General features: G+C 63.4%; 24 protein-coding genes. 19 read left to right on the top strand and 5 right to left on the bottom strand.

The annotated features are described in order from the left end of the window. The first annotated feature begins 1 nt into the window (after position 1). The 15 genes from SPISAL_RS01650 to SPISAL_RS01580 are packed head-to-tail and all read left to right on the top strand — an operon-like array spanning position 2 to position 12,094. Positions 2-706 carry a 16S rRNA (uracil(1498)-N(3))-methyltransferase gene (locus SPISAL_RS01650; protein WP_041389127.1) on the top strand — a complete coding sequence of 235 codons (705 nt, stop codon included), beginning with the start codon at positions 2-4 and terminating at the stop codon, positions 704-706. Between the two features lie 8 nt (positions 707-714). Then, entirely contained in the window at positions 715-1,899 is a 1,185-nt protein-coding gene (locus SPISAL_RS01645; protein ID WP_016352735.1) for an MFS transporter, read from the top strand. 33 nt (positions 1,900-1,932) lie between these two features. Continuing rightward, positions 1,933-2,892 carry a glutathione synthase gene (gshB, locus tag SPISAL_RS01640; RefSeq protein WP_016352734.1) on the top strand — a complete coding sequence of 320 codons (960 nt, stop codon included), beginning with the start codon at positions 1,933-1,935 and terminating at the stop codon, positions 2,890-2,892. Between the two features lie 52 nt (positions 2,893-2,944). Beyond that, positions 2,945-3,361, top strand: coding sequence for a Holliday junction resolvase RuvX (gene ruvX, locus SPISAL_RS01635; RefSeq protein ID WP_016352733.1), 417 nt, complete (start codon positions 2,945-2,947; stop codon positions 3,359-3,361). Then, positions 3,358-3,870 (top strand): bifunctional pyr operon transcriptional regulator/uracil phosphoribosyltransferase PyrR, encoded by a 513-nt coding sequence (gene pyrR / locus SPISAL_RS01630; protein WP_016352732.1) that lies wholly within the window; start codon positions 3,358-3,360, stop codon positions 3,868-3,870. Before ruvX ends, pyrR begins: the two co-directional genes overlap by 4 nt. Next, a complete protein-coding gene (locus SPISAL_RS01625; RefSeq protein WP_016352731.1) occupies positions 3,867-4,835 on the top strand; it encodes an aspartate carbamoyltransferase catalytic subunit in 969 nt (322 codons plus the stop codon). Before pyrR ends, SPISAL_RS01625 begins: the two co-directional genes overlap by 4 nt. Next, complete coding sequence (locus tag SPISAL_RS01620) at positions 4,832-6,115, top strand: dihydroorotase (RefSeq protein WP_016352730.1); 1,284 nt, start codon at positions 4,832-4,834, stop codon at positions 6,113-6,115. Before SPISAL_RS01625 ends, SPISAL_RS01620 begins: the two co-directional genes overlap by 4 nt. Continuing rightward, positions 6,112-6,819 carry a hypothetical protein gene (locus SPISAL_RS08640; RefSeq protein WP_144060358.1) on the top strand — a complete coding sequence of 236 codons (708 nt, stop codon included), beginning with the start codon at positions 6,112-6,114 and terminating at the stop codon, positions 6,817-6,819. Before SPISAL_RS01620 ends, SPISAL_RS08640 begins: the two co-directional genes overlap by 4 nt. A gap of 25 nt (positions 6,820-6,844) precedes the next feature. Beyond that, on the top strand, positions 6,845-7,552 hold the full coding sequence (locus SPISAL_RS01610) for a YggS family pyridoxal phosphate-dependent enzyme (RefSeq protein WP_016352728.1): 708 nt from the start codon (positions 6,845-6,847) through the stop codon (positions 7,550-7,552). Beyond that, complete coding sequence (gene proC, locus SPISAL_RS01605) at positions 7,549-8,376, top strand: pyrroline-5-carboxylate reductase (RefSeq protein WP_016352727.1); 828 nt, start codon at positions 7,549-7,551, stop codon at positions 8,374-8,376. The genes SPISAL_RS01610 and proC overlap by 4 nt, the downstream gene beginning before the upstream one ends. A gap of 2 nt (positions 8,377-8,378) precedes the next feature. Next, positions 8,379-8,957, top strand: a complete 579-nt coding sequence (locus tag SPISAL_RS01600) for a YggT family protein (RefSeq protein WP_016352726.1) — start codon at positions 8,379-8,381, stop codon at positions 8,955-8,957. Between the two features lie 2 nt (positions 8,958-8,959). Next, positions 8,960-10,114: a homoserine O-succinyltransferase MetX gene (gene metX, locus SPISAL_RS01595; RefSeq protein WP_016352725.1), complete on the top strand. Its 1,155-nt coding sequence runs from the start codon at positions 8,960-8,962 to the stop codon at positions 10,112-10,114. Beyond that, positions 10,111-10,713 (top strand): methionine biosynthesis protein MetW, encoded by a 603-nt coding sequence (gene metW, locus SPISAL_RS01590; RefSeq protein ID WP_016352724.1) that lies wholly within the window; start codon positions 10,111-10,113, stop codon positions 10,711-10,713. Before metX ends, metW begins: the two co-directional genes overlap by 4 nt. Before the next feature lie 12 nt (positions 10,714-10,725). Continuing rightward, positions 10,726-11,166, top strand: a complete 441-nt coding sequence (locus SPISAL_RS01585; RefSeq protein ID WP_016352723.1) for a DUF4426 domain-containing protein — start codon at positions 10,726-10,728, stop codon at positions 11,164-11,166. A gap of 4 nt (positions 11,167-11,170) precedes the next feature. After that, on the top strand, positions 11,171-12,094 hold the full coding sequence (locus SPISAL_RS01580; RefSeq protein WP_016352722.1) for a histone deacetylase family protein: 924 nt from the start codon (positions 11,171-11,173) through the stop codon (positions 12,092-12,094). A gap of 222 nt (positions 12,095-12,316) precedes the next feature. On the opposite strand, the gene zapE is transcribed toward SPISAL_RS01580, so the two are convergent. Then, complete coding sequence (zapE, locus tag SPISAL_RS01575) at positions 12,317-13,417, bottom strand: cell division protein ZapE (RefSeq protein ID WP_016352721.1); 1,101 nt, start codon at positions 13,415-13,417, stop codon at positions 12,317-12,319. Positions 13,418-13,561: 144 nt separating this feature from the next. Between zapE and ilvD the strand changes: the two genes are divergently transcribed. Further along, complete coding sequence (gene ilvD, locus SPISAL_RS01570; RefSeq protein ID WP_016352720.1) at positions 13,562-15,253, top strand: dihydroxy-acid dehydratase; 1,692 nt, start codon at positions 13,562-13,564, stop codon at positions 15,251-15,253. Here ilvD and SPISAL_RS01565 read toward each other — a convergent pair. From SPISAL_RS01565 to SPISAL_RS01555, 3 genes are read right to left on the bottom strand one after another with little or no spacing between them, the layout of a single operon-like run. Continuing rightward, positions 15,250-15,825 (bottom strand): SCO family protein, encoded by a 576-nt coding sequence (locus SPISAL_RS01565; RefSeq protein WP_016352719.1) that lies wholly within the window; start codon positions 15,823-15,825, stop codon positions 15,250-15,252. The genes ilvD and SPISAL_RS01565 overlap by 4 nt on opposite strands. Positions 15,826-15,871: 46 nt before the next feature. Then, positions 15,872-16,690 (bottom strand): cytochrome c oxidase assembly protein, encoded by an 819-nt coding sequence (locus tag SPISAL_RS01560; RefSeq protein WP_016352718.1) that lies wholly within the window; start codon positions 16,688-16,690, stop codon positions 15,872-15,874. After that, on the bottom strand, positions 16,687-16,983 hold the full coding sequence (locus SPISAL_RS01555) for an ORF6N domain-containing protein (RefSeq protein ID WP_016352717.1): 297 nt from the start codon (positions 16,981-16,983) through the stop codon (positions 16,687-16,689). The genes SPISAL_RS01560 and SPISAL_RS01555 overlap by 4 nt, the downstream gene beginning before the upstream one ends. A 70-nt stretch (positions 16,984-17,053) precedes the next feature. On the opposite strand from SPISAL_RS01555, the gene sohB reads away from it, so the two are divergent. Further along, the gene (gene sohB, locus SPISAL_RS01550; RefSeq protein ID WP_016352716.1) at positions 17,054-18,067 is read left to right on the top strand and encodes a protease SohB; all 1,014 of its coding nucleotides are present in this window, start codon (positions 17,054-17,056) and stop codon (positions 18,065-18,067) included. Here sohB and SPISAL_RS01545 read toward each other — a convergent pair. Beyond that, a complete protein-coding gene (locus SPISAL_RS01545; RefSeq protein ID WP_016352715.1) occupies positions 18,036-18,287 on the bottom strand; it encodes a sulfurtransferase TusA family protein in 252 nt (83 codons plus the stop codon). The genes sohB and SPISAL_RS01545 overlap by 32 nt on opposite strands. 64 nt (positions 18,288-18,351) lie before the next feature. On the opposite strand from SPISAL_RS01545, the gene SPISAL_RS01540 reads away from it, so the two are divergent. Continuing rightward, complete coding sequence (locus SPISAL_RS01540; RefSeq protein WP_016352714.1) at positions 18,352-18,537, top strand: hypothetical protein; 186 nt, start codon at positions 18,352-18,354, stop codon at positions 18,535-18,537. Between the two features lie 22 nt (positions 18,538-18,559). After that, positions 18,560-19,570: a lipoyl synthase gene (lipA, locus tag SPISAL_RS01535; protein ID WP_016352713.1), complete on the top strand. Its 1,011-nt coding sequence runs from the start codon at positions 18,560-18,562 to the stop codon at positions 19,568-19,570. Positions 19,571-19,574 lie beyond the last annotated feature (4 nt).

Here is a 19,574-nt window from a genome sequence, read left to right as displayed (position 1 = left end):
TGTGACAGGCCTTCCCCCGATCGGGGCGGTCATGGACCTCCCCGATTCGGCGGTTCGACATCTACAAGCCCGTCGACTGCGCAGCGGTGACGGGCTTGTGCTTTTTGATGGCACCGGTGGTGAGTACACCGCAACCCTCGTCGATCTTCAGCGCCGTCGGGCCCAGGCGCGCATCGACGCTCATACGCCACGCGAAGCCGAGGCGCCCGTCGCCGTCACCGTGCTGCAGGGCATCAGTAAGGGCGAGCGCATGGACTACGCCATGCAAAAGGCCACTGAGCTTGGCGTCGCCCGCATCATCCCAGTAATCAGCGAGCGCTGCGTGGTCCGGCTGGACAGCGAGCGCTGGGCGAAAAAGCAGCGCCACTGGCAGGCGGTGGCCATCGCGGCCTGTGAGCAATGTGGGCGCAATCGCATCCCCTCGATTGATTCGCCGTGCTCTCTTGAGGCAGGGCTTGCCGAGGTGGACAGCCTCCCCGGTGTGATCTTTGACACCGAGGGTGACCGAGCCGCCCGCGACCTGAAGCCCACCGAACAGCTCGCCACGCTGATCGGGCCCGAGGGCGGCCTCGCCCCCGAAGAAATCCAGCGGGTCGCGGATCTTGGCTGGCAGCGTATTCGCCTGGGCCCCCGCATACTGCGCAGCGATACCGCCCCGGTCGCCGCGCTTGCGGTCATCCAGACCGTCATCGGCGATCTCGGATAGAGCCGACGATGACAGGACTGAGGCGCCGGCCGCTCGCCGTGATTGTGGTCGCTCAGCTTTTCGGCACCGCTTTGTGGTTCAGCATCAATGGGGTCTGGTTCTCATTGGCCGGGGAGTTAGGGCTGGGCGAGAGCGATCTTGGCCGGCTGACGCTGAGCGTCCAGGCGGGATTCATCGTCGGCACACTTGTCCTTGCGACCACCGGCCTCGCTGATCGATTTTCCGCCAGTCGGATTTTCGCCACGGCGAGCCTGCTCGGCGCGCTCACCAACGCGGGCTTCATCCTGACGGCGGCTCATGCCCCATGGGATAGCCTGCTCCGCTTCCTGACCGGGCTCTGCCTGGCCGGGATCTACCCCCTTGGCATGAAAATGGTGATCGCCTGGACGCCCGCCCACGCGGGCGCTGCTTTGGCCTGGCTGGTCGGCATGCTCACGCTTGGCACAGCCACACCCCATCTCATGCGGGGACTGACACTCGGCCTGCCCTGGGAGGGGGTCCTCCTGGGGGCATCCGGCCTCGCGATCGTAGGCGGCGGCCTCGTTCTGCGCCTGGGAGACGGCCCGCATCTCCCACCCACGGCCGGGCCACTGGCACTGCGGAGTGGGCTGGAAGCCCTGAGCGTGCCGGGCTTTCGGGCAGCGGCCGGAGGCTACTTCGGGCACATGTGGGAGGTTTATGCGGTCTGGATGCTGGTCCCGCTGTTCGTGGCCCGAGAAGTTGAGCGTCTCGGAGCGCCCGCCGAAGCCGTGCCGATCCTTTCCTGGATGATCATCGGAATCGGGCTCCTCGGCTGTGTCATCGGTGGCCGGCTCAGTCGCGACCGGGGGAGTGGCTGGGTGGCCAGCCGGGCGCTGGCCATCTCGGGCGGGCTCTGCCTGCTTTACCCAATATTCACCGCCCTTGGCATACCCCCGGTGCTGCTGATCGGTCTGCTACTGGTCTGGGGCCTGACGGTTAGCGCTGACTCACCACAGTTCTCGGCACTCGCTTCCGCAAGCGCGCCCACGCACCGCGTCGGCGCCTCGCTCGCCATCATGAACGCCATCGGCTTTGGCCTGACCATCCCCGCGATCGCCCTGACCAGTCATCTTTGGAGCGTGCAGGGACCCTGGGTGGCGCTTTGGCTTCTGCCCGGTCCAGTGCTGGGGCTCTGGGCGCTCAACCACAAAGCTGCGCGTCCGTTACACTGACGCGATTATTAACATCCGCGAGAGGAGCCACCCATGGCCTACCGCCTCGGGGTCGTCATGGACCCCATCGAAGGGATCACGCCGTACAAAGACACCACGCTGTCGATGCTGCTGGAGGCACAGCGCCGTGGCTGGGAGATCCGTTATCTGACCCTCGCTGATTTGTCCCTAAGAGACGGCATTGCGTATGGCAATGGTGCCCGGCTGGCAGTGCGCGACGACAACCATGACTGGTTTACCCTCGATGAGCGCGAGGATGAGCCCCTGGCCAACCTGGACGCGATCCTGATGCGCAAGGATCCGCCGGTGGACAGTGCCTATGTCTACGCCACGCACATTCTTGAGGTGGCGGAGCGCGCCGGTGCGCTGGTCGTCAACCGCCCCAGCGGGTTGCGCGATGTCCAGGAGAAACTCGCCATCGCCCATTTCCCCCAATGCTGCACACCCACGGTTGTTGAAATGCAGGCCGAACCACTCAAGGCCTTCATCAACGCCCAGGAGCGCGCCGTACTGAAGCCCCTCCACGGCATGGGCGGCGAGGCGATCTTCGTGGTTTACGCAGGCGACCCCAACACGAGCGTGATCATCGAGCAGCTCTCAGAGCGCGGCACCCGCTATGTCATGGCGCAACGCTACCTGCCGGAAATCAGCGACGGCGATCGCCGCATTCTGGTCATCGATGGGGAACCAGCGCCTTTCGCGCTGGCCCGGATGCCCGCGGCCGGCGAGAGCCGCGGCAACCTGGCCGCCGGCGGGCGTGGCGTTGCCTCGCCATTGACCGAGCGTGAGCAGTGGATCGTCGAACAGGTCAAACCCCTGCTCGCCGAGCATGGGATTCTCTTTGCCGGCCTCGATGTGATCGGGGGCTACCTGACCGAGGTGAACGTCACCAGCCCCACGTGCGTGCGGGAGATCGATGCCCAGCAGGGAACCAACCTCTCCGGTGACCTCTTTGCCGCGATCGAGCGCCGTCTGGTGGGACACCGCCGCTGAGCCCGATGGCCATGCTTGTCCCGCCACGGGTGCTGACGGATACTGCTCGCCCATGAGCAGCGCCAGTGCGACCTACCTGGGTTTTGACGCCGGCCAGCGGCGCCTCGGCGTGGCGGTCGGCGAGACAATCACGGGCCATGCCCGCGCCCTGACTGTACTGCCATGTCAGCACGGACAACCGGACTGGACGGCGGTGGATGAACTGATCCATGCATGGAAGCCCCACGCCCTGATTGTGGGCATGCCTTACCACGACGATGGCAGTGCCTCGGATAGCACCCGTCTCGCTGAGCGGTTTGCAGGCGAATTGGCGCGGCGAAGCGGCTGCAGTGTCCATCGCATTGACGAGCGCCTATCCAGCCATGCTGCGGCACAAGCCCTTGAAGCGCGAGGGGAGCGCACCGACGTGCTCGATGCCGAGGCAGCGCGTATTATTCTTGAGACTTGGATAAGTGAGCGGTCGTTGTGAACAACTCCCTCCCCGACATCGAACCCTTGCTGGCCAATCTGACCGATCAGGTGGGCGCCCTGATTGAGACTGAGGGCCGCGAGCGATGCGCACTCGTCGGTATTCATCAGGGCGGCGCCTGGCTTGCAGACGCCTTGCAACAGCGACTGGGCCTCCCGGGTGAGCCTGGCGCGGTGGATATCGCCTTTTACCGGGATGACCTCGCCCGCGGCGGCCTTCAAAGTGAAGTACGACCCACGCGCATGCCGCTCGATATCGACGATCGGATCATCATCCTTGTCGACGACATTCTCTACACAGGCCGGACCATCCGCGCCGCACTCAACGAGATTTTCGACTACGGCCGGCCCGCGGCCGTCCGCCTCGCCGTGCTGCTTGAGCGACCGGGTCGGGAGCTACCGATCGAGCCCGACATCAGCGCGCACCCTATCGAGTTGCCGCCCCGTCAGCGCGTCAAACTGCGAGGCCCGGATCCGCTACACCTCGTCATCGAGGAGGCGACGGCATGAGCGTGCAACTCGACGATCAGGGGCGGTTGCGGCATTTTCTGACAACGGAAGGGGTCGATCCGCAACTGCTCACGCAGATACTGGATACAGCCGAGTCCTTCTCGGGCGTGATCGGCAAGTCGGTGAAGACCGTTCCACTGCTGCGCGGCCGCACCGTCATCAACCTGTTCTTTGAATCGAGCACGCGCACGCGGACCACCTTCGAACTCGCCGCCAAGCGACTGTCTGCTGACGTACTGAACGTCAGCGTGGATACCACAACGACCAAGGGCGAAAGCCTGCTCGACATGCTCCGCAACCTCCAGGCCATGCAGGCCGATATGTTCGTGGTCCGGCATAGCGAGAGCGGAGCCGCCGAGTACTTCGCGCGTCATGTCGACCCGGGCGTTGCGGTTCTTAATGCCGGTGACGGCTGGCACGCACACCCCACACAGGCCATGCTGGATGCCTTTACCATTCGCCAGCACAAAGGCGCGTTTGAGCCCCTGCGGATCGCCATTGTGGGCGACATTCGGCACTCCCGCGTTGCACGCTCCCAGATTCATGCCCTCAACGGCCTCGGTGCCGGCGAGATTCGCGTGGTCGCGCCCAAGACGCTGCTGCCCGCCGACGTCGAAGCACTGGGGGTGCAGGTCTACACCGACCTGAGCGCCGGGCTGCGCGACGCGGATGTCGTGATCGCGCTGCGGCTTCAACGCGAGCGCATGCAGGGGGCCCTCCTACCCGGTGAGTCGGAATACTTCCGGCATTACGGACTGACCGAATCCCGGCTGGCCGTCGCACATCCAGAGGCGATCGTCATGCACCCGGGGCCGATTAATCGTGGCGTGGAGATCGATTCCGCCCTGGCTGATGGGCCACGGTCAGTCATCCTGGATCAGGTGACCAATGGCATCGCGGTGCGCATGGCGGTGATGACCATGGTGCTGGGCGTTGCCCCGGATAACGCGCGGGAGACGACATGAGCCGAATCCTGATTCGCGGTGGGCGACTGATCGACCCGGCGACAGAACGCGATGAAGTAGGGGATGTGGCGATTGCCGACGGGCGCGTCGTTGCGCTCGGCAACGAGGCGAACGACTTCTCGCCAGAGCGCACCCTGGATGCTGCCGGCCACTGGGTTATCCCGGGACTGATCGATCTGTGCGCGCGCCTGCGCGAGCCTGGCGCCACCCGCAAAGCCGATATTGCCAGTGAGGCCCGTGCGGCCGTGGCCGGTGGCATCACCACCCTGGCCATGCCCCCCGACACCAACCCGGTCATGGACACTCCCTCGGTCGTGGACCTCGTGAACCACCGGGCAGACATGGCGGGTGCCGCACGCATTGCACCCTTGGGCGCCTTAACCCAGGGGCTGGGTGGCGAGCAACTCTCTGGAATGGCCGCGCTTGCCGCCGCTGGATGTCCAGCACTAAGCGATGGTGGGCAGCCCGTCACCGACTCTCTGGTTCTGCGCCGTGCGCTCGACTACGCCAGCACTTTCTCCCTACCCGGCCTGCTCACTCCGGTCGATCCGGAGCTGGCCCAGGGCTGCCTCAGCGAAGGACCAACCGCCACGCGACTGGGCCTGCCAGGCATTCCCGCCGCGGCGGAGACGGCGGGGCTCGGCCGCCAGCTGGCCGTGGCCGGCGCGACGGGTGCCCGGGTGCATTTTGGCCGGATCTCCAGCGCAGACGGCGTGCGTCTGCTGGCCGGCGCGCTCCGCGAAAACCGGGCGCTGAGCGCCGATGCGGCCATTCATCAGCTCTTCCTGACCGAGCAGGACGCCATGGACTACGACCCGCGCTTCCATCTGGCGCCACCGCTGCGGGACATCGTTGATCGGGAAGCACTGCGTAGCGCGGTCGCTGAGGGCGTCATCAGCATCCTGTGCTCTGATCATCAGCCCCATGATCGCGATGCCAAGGATGGGCCGTTCTCAAGCACCGCGCCCGGTGCCTCTGGCCTTGATACGCTACTGGCGCTCGTGCTCCGGCTCGTCGAGGACCGGGTCCTCTCCCTGCATCAGGCACTGGCGACCGTGACCATCGCGCCGTCCCGGCTGCTTGGCCTGGAGGCAGGGCGTCTAACCGAGGGTGCGCCCGCCGACATCGCCGTGGTCGACCCGAACAAGCCGTGGTTCTGCAGCACAGAAACCCTGCGCAGCCGCGGCAAAAACTCGCCTTTCCTTGGCTGGGAATTCTCCGCACAGGTCCGCCATACCCTGGTGGGCGGCCGGCTTGTCCATTCGATTGCGGAGGCATGACCCCCGTCCGACTGATTGACGCAACGCCCGTAGCCGACGACTGGCGACTCATACGCCTTGAATGGCACGGAGCAGCGCCATCGCCAGGTCAATGGCTATGGCTGGACGCAGGGGGCGACCGACACTGTCTACCGGTGCGGGATGCCGACCCGCGGGAAGGCTGGCTGGCGGGCATTGTCCCAGGGGCCTTATCGCCCGAACGCCTGGGACCAGGCGTCATCGCGAACGTCTCAGCCATCCAGGGCGAGGCCATTCAGGTGTCAGGCGATGGCCCATTGATCATTCTGGGCGAGGACCTGGGGATTGGGCCTGCCCTTGCCTTTGCCGAGCGCCATGCCGAGCGAACACGACTGGCCTTGCTCGGCGGCCAATACGGTGTGCCAGCACGATTGGTGCCCTCCCGCTTTTATGTGCCCGCCCTTGCGGACGGGGCGATCGCGGGCATTGCGCCGCTGGAGCGCCAGGGTGTGGCCGCACGCGTCGCCCTTGGCCGTGATGACCGCCCGGGCGTCTACGAGGGCAGCGTTTTCGAGCTGCTAGGGCGTTATCTCAGTGAAACACCAGCTGAGTTTCGCCAGTCGCTGCAAATCATTGCCTGCGGGCCATGGAGCGCACTGGGTCAGCACCGCGCCGACCTGGCAGCCAGCGTGAGGCAGCTGCAGGTGGTCGAACTGCCCAGCGCTGTTCGAGATTCGACGCCGTGAACACTCCAGCCGTATCATTCCGGCAATGACTGATTTATCCGAACCCATTGCGACTCGCCTGGATGCCGTTCGCCAGCGGCTTCGTGCGGCCGAAGCGCAGTATGGTCGTCAGCCAGGGAGCGTGGCGCTGCTGGCCGTGAGCAAACGACAGCCGGTGGATGCCATTCGCGTCGCCCTGAGCCTCGGACAGCAGGCCTTCGGCGAAAACTATCTGCAGGAGGCCGTGGAAAAGCGGGCCCAGCTCGCCGATGAGACGATCGAATGGCATTTTGTCGGCGCCTTGCAGTCGAACAAAACCCGGGCCGCAGCCGAGGGCTTTGACTGGGTGCATGCCGTTGACCGGCTCAAGATCGCCCGGCGCCTCTCCGAACAGCGCCCCCAGCACCTTGCGCCGCTGCAGTGCTGCATTCAGGTTAATGTCAGCGGCGAGGCCAGTAAGGCGGGGGTTAAACCGAACGCGGTCAGCGAGCTCGCCCACGCGGTTGCCGCGCTACCGGGACTGCGGCTGCGTGGTCTCATGACGCTGCCTGAAGCGGTCGAATCGTTTGCCGAGCAGCGCTCGGCTTTTCGGCAACTGCGCGTGTTGCAGGAGCAGCTGATTGACGAGGGATTAACACTCGATACGCTATCCATGGGTATGTCTAACGATCTGGAGGCCGCCGTGGCCGAGGGTGCCACGCTGGTGCGCCTGGGCACCGCGGTTTTCGGACCCCGACCGGAGAAGTCATCGTGAGCGAGACGACCATTGCGTTTATTGGCGGGGGCAACATGGCCCGTAGCCTGATCGGGGGCCTGATCGCGGACGGTCACCCGCCGGCCGCCTTGCGGGTTGCTGAACCCGATACCGACCGCCGGGAACAGATGATCAGTGATTTCGGCATCCAGGGCTTTGAAGACAACGCCACCGCAGCGCGGGGCGCCGATGCTGTCATCCTCGCCGTTAAACCCCACACGATGGCTGATGTGGCCCGGGATCTGGGCAATCAGCTGCGTGACGCTGGCAGCGTCGTTATCTCCATTGCCGCTGGCGTCCGGACCACGGACATCGCCGACTGGCTGGGCGGTGACGTGCCCGTGATACGCGCCATGCCGAACACACCAGCGCTGGTGCAGACCGGTGCAACGGCGCTTTTCGCAATGCCAATGGCCACCGCTGACCAGCGCGACCTTGCCGAGACCACGATGCGCGCCGTCGGCCTGGTTGTCTGGCTGCCCGATGAACAGCAAATGGATGCGGTCACCGCGCTGTCGGGCAGTGGCCCCGCGTATTTCTTCATGACCATGGAGGTCATGCAGGCGGCCGCTGAACGGCTCGGTTTGACCGAAGAGACGGCCCGGCTCCTGACACTTGAAACGGCCCTTGGCGCAGCGCGAATGGCGCTGGAGAGTGCCGAAGATCCCGCCACGCTTCGGCGCCGGGTCACCTCACCCGGTGGCACGACCGCAGCCGCCCTAGAGCAGCTCGAACACGCCGATCTGGCAGCGGTCTATCAACGCACGCTTGACGCAGCAGCGGCCCGAGCCGCCGAGCTCGGCGATGAACTAGGGGCACAGTAACCATGGGATCCGGCTACCTCGCGACGCCACTGGCGTTTCTCGTTGATACGATCTTTAGCCTGTACATCATGGCGGTCATGCTGCGTTTCCTGCTCCAGTGGGCACGCGCGGATTTCTACAACCCGCTCTCCCAGTTCCTCGTTCGCATCACCCAACCGCTGCTCGCACCGTTCCGGCGGCTGATCCCGGGCTGGGGCGGCATCGATCTGTCTGCCGTTGTCCTGATGATTCTGCTGCAGATGCTGGGGCTTGCCGCGTTGATGGTGATCGCCGGCGTGACGCCACGGGTGGACTACCTTTTGCTGCGCACACCCGCAGAACTGATCAGCCTGCTGCTTAACCTCTACCTGGTGGCCATTGTTGTCCGGGCGATCCTCTCCTGGGTCAGCCCCAATGATTACAACCCGGCGACCACGGTTTTGCTCAGCCTGACCGAACCGGTGATCCGGCCGATCCGCTCGGTGCTGCCCCCGGTTGCCGGCGTTGACCTCTCGCCGTTGGCCGCGATCATCGCCATCCAGGTGGTGAAAATGCTGGTGCTCCCGCCGCTTGATCGAATCGCCCCCGGGCTGATGATGTAGCGATGGCGGCGACTCTGCCTGCAGACTCCGTCGGACGCGTCAGTCCACAGTCCGTCCGCTTCGACGAGCCGCTCCTGCTCGAATGCGGCCGCGAGCTGCCCGGCTATACGCTCGCCTACGAGACCTACGGGGTCCTCAACGCCGACGCCACGAATGCCATCCTGGTCTGTCATGCCCTGTCCGGTAACCATCATGCCGCGGGCTATGACAGCGAAGATGCGCGCAAGCCGGGTTGGTGGGAGGCGTGCATCGGTCCCGGCAAGCCACTCGATACCAACCGCTTTTTTGTGGTGTGCAGCAACAACCTCGGTGGCTGTCACGGCTCCACCGGGCCCACCAGTGAAGACCCTGCGACCGGACAAGCCTACGGTGCCGACTTCCCCCTCGTCACCGTGGGCGACTGGGTGCGCACCCAGGCACGCCTTGCCGATCACCTGGGCATCGAGCGCTGGGCCGCGGTGGCGGGTGGCAGTCTGGGCGGTATGCAGGCGCTGCAGTGGGCGATCGATCTGCCAGAGCGCATCGGGCACGCGATCGTCATCGCTGCCGCGCCGCGTCTGTCCGCCCAGAACATCGCCTTTAACGAAGTCGCGCGCCAAGCCATCCGCTCTGACCCCGATTTTCATGAAGGCCGCTACGCACTGACCGGTGACCGGCCGCGCACGGGGCTCATGCTTGCCCGCATGCTCGGGCATATAACCTATCTCTCCGAAGCCGCCATGGGAGAGAAATTTGGCCGCGAGCGTCGCGACGAACGCGGCGCGTTCGGATTTCACTACGGCGTTGAATTCGAGGTCGAGAGCTATCTGCGCCACCAGGGAGAGTCCTTTGTGGACCGCTTTGATGCCAACACCTATTTGCTTATGACCAAGGCGCTGGATTACTTCGATCCAGCCGCTGCCACCGGCGGTGATCTGTCGAAAGCACTCGCACGAACGACCGCACCCTTTTTCGTGGCCTCGTTTACCAGCGACTGGCGCTTTCCACCGGCTGCCTCTCACGAGATTGTTCGCGCCCTGCTCGATATCAACAAACGCGTCAGTTACGCGGAAATCGAGGCGGACCATGGTCATGATGCCTTCCTCATGCCGGTGCCGCGCTATCAAGAGGTCTTTGGCGCGTACATGAACCGCGTGGCCGAGGAGGTGGGGGCATGAGTCCACTGCGTGCCGACCTCGAAATCGTGGCCAACTGGGTCGAAGAGGGGCAGCGGGTGCTTGACCTTGGCTGCGGTGATGGCCTGCTACTGCGGCATCTGTTCGAGCAGCGCCGTGCCACCGGCTACGGCCTGGAAATTGACCCTGAAGGGATCAGCCAGAGCATTGCCAATGGCATTAACGTCATTGAGAGCGATCTCGATAAGGGCCTGGCTGATTTTGAAGACGATGCGTTCGATCAGGTCATCATGACCCAGACCCTCCAGGCGGTGCAGCGGCCTGATCAGCTTTTAAGCGAGATGATGCGGGTTGGGCGCACGGGCATCGTGACGTTTCCGAACTTTGCCCATTACCGGCTGCGCTGGCATATCGCCGTACGCGGGCGCATGCCCATGAGCGAGGCCCTGTCCTACGCTTGGTACGAAACGCCCAACATCCACTTCTGCACCATTCGTGACTTCGAAGCGCTCTGCGAGGCGCTGGGTATTCACATTATTGAGCGGCGCGTGTTATCTCATGATCTAAAGCGGCCTCTGATCGGCGGGTTCATGCCCAATCTGTTCGGGGAAATCGCGCTCTACCGAATCTGTCGTGCCTGATGGGAGGTGGCCATGACAACCATGCACCGGTTTCTGGTTCGATCGACTGCGCTGATGCTCCTCGCACTGGCGATCACGGCCAGTGCCCAGCGGGCAGAGACCTTTGATGACTACGAGGTGCACTACAACGCGATACCCACCGGATCGCTGAATCCGAGCGTTGCGGAAAGCTATGGAATACTGCGTAGCCGCACGAAGGCGCTGGTCATGATCACCGTATTGCAGGATGGCCAACCGGTGCCGGCCAGTGTCGAGATCGGGGTTCGCGACGATCGTGAAGACCTCCGTGATATCCCGGCGCAACGGGTCCGCGAGGACGATTGGGTCTCCTACATTGGCACCTTCGATTACGAACCTGATGAAAGCCTCAATTTCGAGCTCATGGTGAACCCGCATGGCCCGGGCGGACCCTACGCGGTGCGTTTTCGTCAGGCCGTGCCGGGCGTCGACTGAATCGATGTCCACCTGGTTGCTAACTCATGACGCGTGCCTGACTCATGACACCGGTCCAGGGCACCCCGAGCGTATCGAGCGTCTAAAAACCGTACTGGACAGCCTGGATGACCCGACCTTTGCCGACCTCCAGCGCCACGAAGCGGCGCTTGCCCAACCAGAGGCCCTCGCCCGGGTGCACGAGATCGACTACATCCAGACCATTCTGGACTGCGTCCCGCTTGAGGGGCGGGCACAGCTGAACGCTGACACCGTGGTTTCACCCGGCTCTGCTGAAGCGGCGCTGCGTGCCGCAGGCGCGGGTATCCAGGCGGTTGATGCCATCCAGACCGGCGAGGCGCGGCGGGTTTTCTGTGCGGTCCGTCCACCCGGGCATCACGCCGAGCCTGGTGAATCAATGGGGTTTTGTCTGTTCAATAACGTGGCCATTGCCGCCCGTCATGCGCAGGTCAACCATGGTGTTCAGCGCGTCGCCGTGGTCGATTTTGATGTCCATCACGGCAATGGCACACAGGCGATGTTCGCCAACATGCCTGGGTTGTTCTACCTTTCCCTGCACCAATACCCCCTCTTCCCCGGAACGGGCAGTCGCCAGGACAATCTGCCCGGCAACATCCTCAACCTCCCGTTGGCCGAAGGCACGGATTCGGCAGCCTACCGCCAGCAGTTTCATGGCGAGGCCATCGCAGCCTTGATCGACTTCGATCCGGAGTTGCTGATTATTTCCGCCGGTTTTGATGCGGCGGCCGAGGACCCGCTCGCCGGCCTGTCCCTGGGGGCCGACGATTTTGGCTGGATCACCGACGAATTGGTCGCGGTGGCAAATTATTGTTGCGGGGGGCACATCTGCTCAATGCTAGAGGGCGGCTATGACCTCGGAGCGTTGTCCCGTGGGGTCTCACAGCACGTCGCCGCGCTCTTACGGTAGGGCTTGACAGACGCGGTTATGCACATCTTTCAGCCAAAGAATCTTGCATGTGTGCGCTAACTTATTGATTGCTCACGTATGTTAGTAAATGACTGTTTTTATTGGCTTTTATGCTTTGGTTAAGAATTAGCCGATCTAACAGCACCCTTGTCATAACAACGCTTGCAGCGTTCATCCCCCCGATAGTCCACAGAGTTATCCACAGGCTTTGGGGACAAATGCTCAGGGTCGGTGCGGACTGCCCAGGTATTCGTATGACTGCATCTCCTGCAGGCGCGACACCGTGCGACGAAACTCGAATCGCAGGTGATACCCGCGATATAGCCAGTCGACATCCGCCGTCGCTGAGAGAATGAGTTTGACGCCGTGATCATAGAACTCATCGACCAGGGCAATGAAGCGCCGGGCCGCGTCCTCGCACTCCCGGTCCAGGATCGGCACCCCGGAAATCAGGACAGTATGAAACTGCCGGGCGATTTCCACGTAATCATCGGTATTGCGGGGGCCCTCACAAAGCGCCTCAAACCCGGCCCACAGCACGCCATCGCCCAAACCGCGAGCCGGGATCTGGCGATGGTTGATCGTTAAAACGGGCTCGGCATGCTCGCGCTCAGGGCAGAGCTGCTCGAAGCTATTGGCCATGGCCGCTTCTGCCCGGGCGTCTGCTGGCACATGGTAGATCGGCGCACGGCTGAGTAGACGCAAACGGTAGTCCGTGCCCCCGTCGACATTCAGCACCCGGGTCGTGCGCTCAAGCAAATCGATGGCCGGGAGAAACCGCTCCCGCTGCAAACCGCCTTCGTAGAGCCCGGATGGACTAACATTCGAGGTCGCCACCAGGGTGACGCCCGCCTCCACCAGGCCATGCAACAACCCGGAGAGAATCATTGCATCGGCGATATCACTGACAAAAAACTCGTCAAAGCACAGGACGCGGACTTCCTGTGACCATTCATCGGCCAGACGGCGCAAGGGATCCGGCTGTTCGCGAAGCACCCGAAGACGCTCGTGGGCGGACTGCATAAATCGGTGGAAATGCGCCCGACGCTTGCCGATGGAGGCCGGCAAACACTCGTAGAAGGTATCCATGAGATAGGTCTTGCCGCGGCCAACGCCACCCCAGAGATAAAGCCCCGGAACGACCGCGGGCTGACGCGATCGGCGAGAGAATAGGCCCTTGAGCCCATGGGACGACTTGCCGCGCTCGGCCAATAGCTGATGGTAGAGCTGATCCAGCGCCACCACGGCAGCCTGTTGCGCCGAGTCCTCAAGGAACCCCCCGTCAGTCAGGTCAGCAGCGTAGCGGGCACTCGGCGTGGTCACAGCAACCGTTCACGAAAAGCAGGCGTCTGCGGGAGAGTATGCCATGACTGGTGCTTGATCCGGACCCGCAATGATTGCCAGCGCGCCAGGAGTTTCGTATTTTGCCCGTTTGAACCGAACACCCATCCAGCCCGAGGAAAGACCATGGCCGACAATCGCCGCAGCCGCGTGACCACCGAGGGCCTCGCCCGCACTCCCAACCGCGCGATGATGCGGGCCGCCGGCTTTGGCGATGAGGACTTCTCCAAACCGATCGTCGGTGTCGGCAACGCGCACAGCACGATCACGCCCTGCAACCTCGGCATTGGTGCTCAGGCCGAGCGCGCCAGCGACGCACTGCGCAGCGCCGGGGCCATGCCGGTGATGTTCGGCACGATCACGATCTCGGATGGCATCTCGATGGGCACCGAGGGCATGAAGTACTCCCTGGTTTCCCGGGAGGTGATTGCCGACTCCATCGAGACGGTCTGCAATGGCCAGAGCCTGGATGGCGTGCTCGCCACCGGTGGCTGCGACAAGAACATGCCCGGTGCGATGATTGCGATCGCGCGCCTCAATATCCCAGCGATCTTTGTCTACGGCGGCACGATCAAGCCGGGGCACTACAAAGGCAAGGATCTCACCATCGTGAGTGCCTTTGAGGCGGTGGGTGAGGCGGCTGCCGGTCGGCTATCCGATGACGATCTCAAGGGCGTCGAAATGAATGCCTGCCCCGGCGCCGGCTCCTGTGGCGGGATGTATACCGCCAACACCATGTCGAGCGCCTTCGAGGCCATGGGCATGAGCCTGATGGGCTCCAGCACCGTATCGGCTGTCGATGAGGAGTCGCATACGGTCGCGGCACGATCGGCCGAGGTGCTGGTCGATGCGATCCACCATCAGCGGCTGCCCCGGGACATCATGACCCGCAAGGCCTTCGAGAATGGTCTGAGCCTGTTGATGGCCGTGGGCGGCTCAACCAACGCTGTGCTGCATTTCCTGGCCATCGCCAATGCCTGCGAGGTGGACCTGTCCATTGATGACATCGAGCGCATTCGGCGCCAGGTGCCGGTGCTTTGCGATCTCAAACCCTCCGGGCGCTATGTCACCAGCGAGTTCCATGATGTCGGTGGCACCCCTCAGGTCATGAAAATGCTGCTGGCCAAAGGCCTCCTTCATGGCGAGTGCATGACCATCACCGGCCAAACCATCGAGGAACTCCTCGCCGAGGTGCCCGAGACGCCGCCGGCTGATCAAGACATCATCCGAGGCTTTGACAACCCGATGTACCCCGAAGGCCATCTGGCCATCCTGCGGGGCAATCTGGCAGAAGGCGGAGCCGTCGCAAAAATCAGCGGCATTAAAAATCGGCGCATCGAGGGCCCCGCGCGGGTATTCGACTCTGAAGAGCTTGCGATGGAGGCCATCCTGGATGATCAGATTCGGGCCGGTGACGTCCTGATCATTCGCTATGAGGGTCCCGTGGGCGGCCCCGGTATGCGCGAGATGCTGGCCCCCACCTCGGCGATTATCGGCCGTGGGCTGGGTGACTCGGTGGGCCTGATCACCGATGGGCGGTTCTCCGGCGGCACCTACGGCATGGTGGTTGGCCATGTCGCCCCAGAAGCCGCAACGGGTGGCAATATCGGGCTGGTAGAGGAAGGCGACACCGTTGTGATCGACGCCGATCAGAATCTGCTGGAGGTGAAGGTGGACACGGCCACGCTGGATGCGCGGCGGGCCCAATGGACCCCCCGGCCACCGAACTACCGCCGGGGCGTGCTCGGCAAGTTTGCCAAACTCGTCAGCTCAGCCTCTTACGGCGCAGTGACTGACAAGGATCTCTTCGACCACTAGGAGCGGTCCCGCTGCTGGCCGATGCGCCGCAAATCAGCGGCCATTGCGGCCACGCTGTCCGAGGGACGGAACAGGGCGCGCGCTTCGCCTTTGGCGTCAAACACGTACATCGCACTGGCGTGCGACACGTTGTAGTCACCGAACTCGTTGGGCTCGTCATAACCAAAGGTGGCGCGATAGCGCTTCGTCAGCGTCTTGAGCGTCGGCACATCAGCCGTGGCGCCGGTCACCCGGTCACTGAAGAAATCGGTATAGCGGGCCAGCCGCTCCGGGTCGTCTCGGCCGGGGTCCACAGACACGAACAACACCTGCAACTCGCCATCCAGTGACGCACCCGCGGCCTCAGTGGCTGCCGCAATGCGGGCCATGGCCGTGGGGCAGACATCCGGGCAGTTGGTAAACCCGAAAAACACCACCGTCGGTGCGCCAGCAAAATCGGCCTCCGTAATGGTCTCGCCCGTCTCGCTTTGCAGCTCGAACGCCAGGGTGGGCAGCAGCCCCTCAATACCCTTGGTTTCGTAGTCTTCACCGCCACAGCCCGCCAACACCAGTGCCGCCAGCACCACAAACATACAGGCCCTGGCCCACGCGCGGCGGGGACGACAGGGGAACATCGAATCAGCGTCTCTCATCATCTCTCTCCAGGCGGAAGGCGAGGACAATCACCGCTGCGATAACACTCATCATGGCCGCAGGAATCCAGGTAATCAGCCCACCTATCTGCTGATCAAGCATCGGCGAGATGGGAAAGGCCCGACCGCAGACGTCATAAATCTCGAAGAGGTTCTGATCGCTAAAGGTGATGTAGGCGCCCAGCGCGATCTGCGGCGGCATGATAAGCGCCAGCACCAAAATCCGCTTGCCCGGTGACAGCCGCGGCGTCACGCCTTGGCCGCCGCGCTCGAAGATGAGCCACCAGAACAGCAGCCCATCCACCGCCATCGTCCAGTTCATGAACCAGTAGCGATCCACACTCAGCATGGCGTCGAAGTGGATCTCCGGAGTCAGCCAGAAGTAGATCAGCCCAACAAACAGGAACCCCGCGATGAACGGCTGCTGCAGCATCCGGTAGCCTAGCTTCAGCACGTGGAAAACCGGGGCAAGCCGGCCAGCCGGCCAGCGCCGCCAGGCGACGGGCATGGCGGTGGCGAACACGCTCGTTGGCATCGCCAGCGCAATCAGAAACGGACCCAGGTGATGCAAAATCAAATGCTGTAGGCGGTGAGCCGAAAACAGATACTGCGAGTAGTAATCGTAGTGCGTCTGGGTCACGAGATAGATAAGCCCGACGCCCACGAAATACGACAGCGCCGACCAGAACCCCGGGGTTGCACCGCGCAGCATGCCAGTGACGTAGATCACCACGGCAAGGACACAGGCGATAAATACCGGCGCAGAAGGCTCCCACGGCCTCAGCCATTCAATCAGCGTCATCATGATCGGGGAAGATTAGCAGTGGCCCGCATGCGGGCATAGGCCGTCTGCGTGAGGAGCACGATGACCTGACTACTGGCGTAGACGGCATCACCCGCGTGGAGCGCCGCCAGGATAGGCTCGTCTCCATGGGCGTCGAGTACAAAATAGTCCTGACCTTCCACCAGCTCGCCCCGTACCCGCTTAAACACCCGAAACGCCGTGCCCTTAACCGTGTCGTTCATGCGGTCGATCTGCCGCAGGGTGAGCACATCACAGCCACGATAGGAAAACGGTGTCGAAATGCACGGGTTCATGGATGACTCTAAGGCTTACCCCAGTGGCTGGCTCGCGTAGACTGTTGGGTTCGACGCAAGGAGACCACGAATGGAATTCATCCAGGATTATGCCCTTTTCCTCGCTCGGGTGCTTACCCTGCTGGTGGCGTTTGCCGTGGTGCTGGGCATGCTCGGCGGTATGGCGGGTAAGGGCCGCAACCGCCAGCGCGAGCGCCTGGAAGTCGAGCCGCTCAACCGCCGCTACAAAGACATGGCTGAGCGCATCGATCAGGGCGCGCGCAAGAGCGGCAAAGGGCTGCTGAAGCGCCTGCGCGACCGGCGCCAGCAAAAAACCCAGCGGGCCGGCGAGGGTCGGCTACCGCGCTTATTCGTGCTGACCTTCGAGGGCGATATTCGCGCCAGCGCAACGGAAGCCCTGCGCGAAGAGGTCAGCGCAGTCATCGCGAGTGCAAAGCGCGATGACGAGGTCCTCCTGCGGCTCGAGAGCCCAGGCGGCATGGTGCCGGGTTATGGCCTTGCCGCGAGTCAACTGGCCCGGCTGCGCGAAAAAGGCATCCGCCTCACCATTGCGGTGGATCGCGTCGCGGCCAGCGGCGGTTATCTGATGGCCTGCGTGGCCGATCGCATCGTCGCCGCGCCGTTCGCAATCATTGGCTCGATCGGTGTCGTGGGACAGCTACCGAACTTCCATGGCCTGCTCAAGCGCCACGACGTCGAATTTGAGCTACACACCGCCGGCGAGCACAAGCGCGATCTCACGGTCTTTGGTGAGAACACCGACGAGGGGCGAGCGCACTTTCGCCAGTCGTTGCAGGAAGTCCATAGCTTGTTCCGCAATCACATTGCGCGCTATCGCCCCCGCCTCGACGTCGATCAGGTCGCCACAGGCGAGCACTGGCTGGGAGAGCGGGCGCTGGAACTGGGACTGGTCGATGACCTCGGCACGAGCGATGACCTGCTGCTCGAGCGCCGCGAGCGCATGGAGCTGATTAGCCTTACCTATCACCCCAGTGTGTCGTTCCGCCGGCGCATGGCCATCGTATTCGAGTCGGTACTGGGGCGACTGGGTGTTAGCCCGGGCCTTTTCGAAGCCAGAAAGTAAATACGCCCTCAGCCTCGTCATAAGCGACGAGCTCATGCGCGCTACGATCGCAGAAGCCCTGAAAGTCGATCAGGGCATGCGGGTCTGTGGCACGGACGCGCAGTGACTCACCCTCGGTCATGTCGCGAAGCATTTGTTTTGTACGCAAAATCGGTAACGGACAGTTGAGCCCTCGGGCATCCAGATCCTGGTCGTAATCGACTTGTGACTCTGCGGCCATGGAGCGTGCCCCGCGTCGGTGCGTATACTGATCATTATACGGATTTGCACCCGGGAGAGGTGTAATGAGCGACGATCGCGACAAAGCACAAGGCAAGCAGAACGAGGACGGTTTTGATCCCCGGCCGGTCAGTGATGCCCAACTGCGCGAGGAGGTCTCGCGCGAGGAAGTTGAAGGCTACAAAGAAACCGCGGACAAGGCGCACTCGAACTGGTTTTCCGTAATGAACAATCCCTACGGCAAGGACTGAATTCCAGCAATGGGAGCCTCGCATGAGTGAACTCAAGGGCATCCCCGTCGTCGTCAGCAGCGGCCAGAAGGTCAGCAAGCCCAACGGCGTCCGGGCCATCAAAAACGGCATTAAAACGCAGCGTAATGCGGAACCGAGCGTCCGCGGGGACAAACCCGACTGGCTGCGGGTGAAAGTTCCGACGGGAGAGACCTACCAGAAGGTTCGCAAGACTGTCCGCGAGCACAAGCTGGCCACGGTCTGCGAGGAATCCATGTGCCCCAACATGGGCGAGTGCTGGAGTGCTGGCACCGCCACCATCATGCTGATGGGCGATGTCTGCACGCGGGCGTGCCGGTTCTGCTCAGTCGACACGGGCAATCCCCGCGGCTGGCTGGATGAGAACGAGCCCGCCGGTGCCGCCGAAACCGTCGAGCTCATGGGGCTGAAGTACGTGGTGCTGACCTCCGTGGACCGCGACGACCTGCCGGACGGGGGCGCGGGGCACTATGCCGCGTGCATCCGTGAAATCCAGCGCCGCAATCCCGGCACCGCCGTCGAGGCCCTCACCCCCGATTTCGACGGCCGCACCGAGGCGATCAATACGGTCGTCGACACGGGCCTGGAGGTCTTTGCCCAGAACGTCGAGACGGTGAAGCGCCTGACCCACCCGGTCCGCGATCCCCGCGCCGGCTATCAGCAAACACTTGATGTCCTGGCCCATGCCAAGGCCCGTCGGCCTGACATCCTGACCAAGACCAGTCTGATGCTCGGCCTCGGCGAGACCGACGAGGAGATTATCGAGACGATGGATGACCTGCGCGCCATCGGCGTCGACATCGTCACCTTCGGTCAGTATCTGCGCCCGACCATCAACCACCTGCCGGTGGATCGGTACGTGACCCCGGCGCAGTTCGAGCGCTTCCGCGAAATCGGTCTTGGCAAGGGATTCCTCGAGGTGGTCTCCGGCCCGCTGGTGCGCTCCAGCTATCGCGCTGACCGGGTCCTCGAGAAAAACAATGTCGGCCTCGACCGGGCCGCCGGCGAGGGCTGAGTAC

The organism is Spiribacter salinus M19-40, from assembly GCF_000319575.2.
Taxonomy (GTDB): Bacteria; Pseudomonadota; Gammaproteobacteria; order Nitrococcales; family Nitrococcaceae; genus Spiribacter; species Spiribacter salinus.
Note: the sequence above shows the minus strand (reverse complement) of the source record. Positions and strands in the feature narration are given on the sequence as shown.

Excerpts from the sequence above, each read along its gene's own strand:
- SPISAL_RS01645 (WP_016352735.1), top strand. The coding sequence starts at position 715 with ATGACAGGACTGAGGCGCCGGCCGCTCGCCGTGATTGTGGTCGCTCAG.
- gshB (WP_016352734.1), top strand. The coding sequence starts at position 1,933 with ATGGCCTACCGCCTCGGGGTCGTCATGGACCCCATCGAAGGGATCACG.
- ruvX (WP_016352733.1), top strand. The coding sequence starts at position 2,945 with ATGAGCAGCGCCAGTGCGACCTACCTGGGTTTTGACGCCGGCCAGCGG.
- SPISAL_RS01625 (WP_016352731.1), top strand. The coding sequence starts at position 3,867 with ATGAGCGTGCAACTCGACGATCAGGGGCGGTTGCGGCATTTTCTGACA.
- SPISAL_RS01620 (WP_016352730.1), top strand. The coding sequence starts at position 4,832 with ATGAGCCGAATCCTGATTCGCGGTGGGCGACTGATCGACCCGGCGACA.
- SPISAL_RS08640 (WP_144060358.1), top strand. The coding sequence starts at position 6,112 with ATGACCCCCGTCCGACTGATTGACGCAACGCCCGTAGCCGACGACTGG.
- SPISAL_RS01610 (WP_016352728.1), top strand. The coding sequence starts at position 6,845 with ATGACTGATTTATCCGAACCCATTGCGACTCGCCTGGATGCCGTTCGC.
- SPISAL_RS01600 (WP_016352726.1), top strand. The coding sequence starts at position 8,379 with ATGGGATCCGGCTACCTCGCGACGCCACTGGCGTTTCTCGTTGATACG.
- metX (WP_016352725.1), top strand. The coding sequence starts at position 8,960 with ATGGCGGCGACTCTGCCTGCAGACTCCGTCGGACGCGTCAGTCCACAG.
- metW (WP_016352724.1), top strand. The coding sequence starts at position 10,111 with ATGAGTCCACTGCGTGCCGACCTCGAAATCGTGGCCAACTGGGTCGAA.
- SPISAL_RS01585 (WP_016352723.1), top strand. The coding sequence starts at position 10,726 with ATGACAACCATGCACCGGTTTCTGGTTCGATCGACTGCGCTGATGCTC.
- SPISAL_RS01580 (WP_016352722.1), top strand. The coding sequence starts at position 11,171 with ATGTCCACCTGGTTGCTAACTCATGACGCGTGCCTGACTCATGACACC.
- ilvD (WP_016352720.1), top strand. The coding sequence starts at position 13,562 with ATGGCCGACAATCGCCGCAGCCGCGTGACCACCGAGGGCCTCGCCCGC.
- SPISAL_RS01565 (WP_016352719.1), bottom strand. The coding sequence starts at position 15,825 with ATGTTTGTGGTGCTGGCGGCACTGGTGTTGGCGGGCTGTGGCGGTGAA.
- SPISAL_RS01560 (WP_016352718.1), bottom strand. The coding sequence starts at position 16,690 with ATGATGACGCTGATTGAATGGCTGAGGCCGTGGGAGCCTTCTGCGCCG.
- SPISAL_RS01555 (WP_016352717.1), bottom strand. The coding sequence starts at position 16,983 with ATGAACCCGTGCATTTCGACACCGTTTTCCTATCGTGGCTGTGATGTG.
- sohB (WP_016352716.1), top strand. The coding sequence starts at position 17,054 with ATGGAATTCATCCAGGATTATGCCCTTTTCCTCGCTCGGGTGCTTACC.
- SPISAL_RS01545 (WP_016352715.1), bottom strand. The coding sequence starts at position 18,287 with ATGGCCGCAGAGTCACAAGTCGATTACGACCAGGATCTGGATGCCCGA.
- SPISAL_RS01540 (WP_016352714.1), top strand. The coding sequence starts at position 18,352 with ATGAGCGACGATCGCGACAAAGCACAAGGCAAGCAGAACGAGGACGGT.
- lipA (WP_016352713.1), top strand. The coding sequence starts at position 18,560 with ATGAGTGAACTCAAGGGCATCCCCGTCGTCGTCAGCAGCGGCCAGAAG.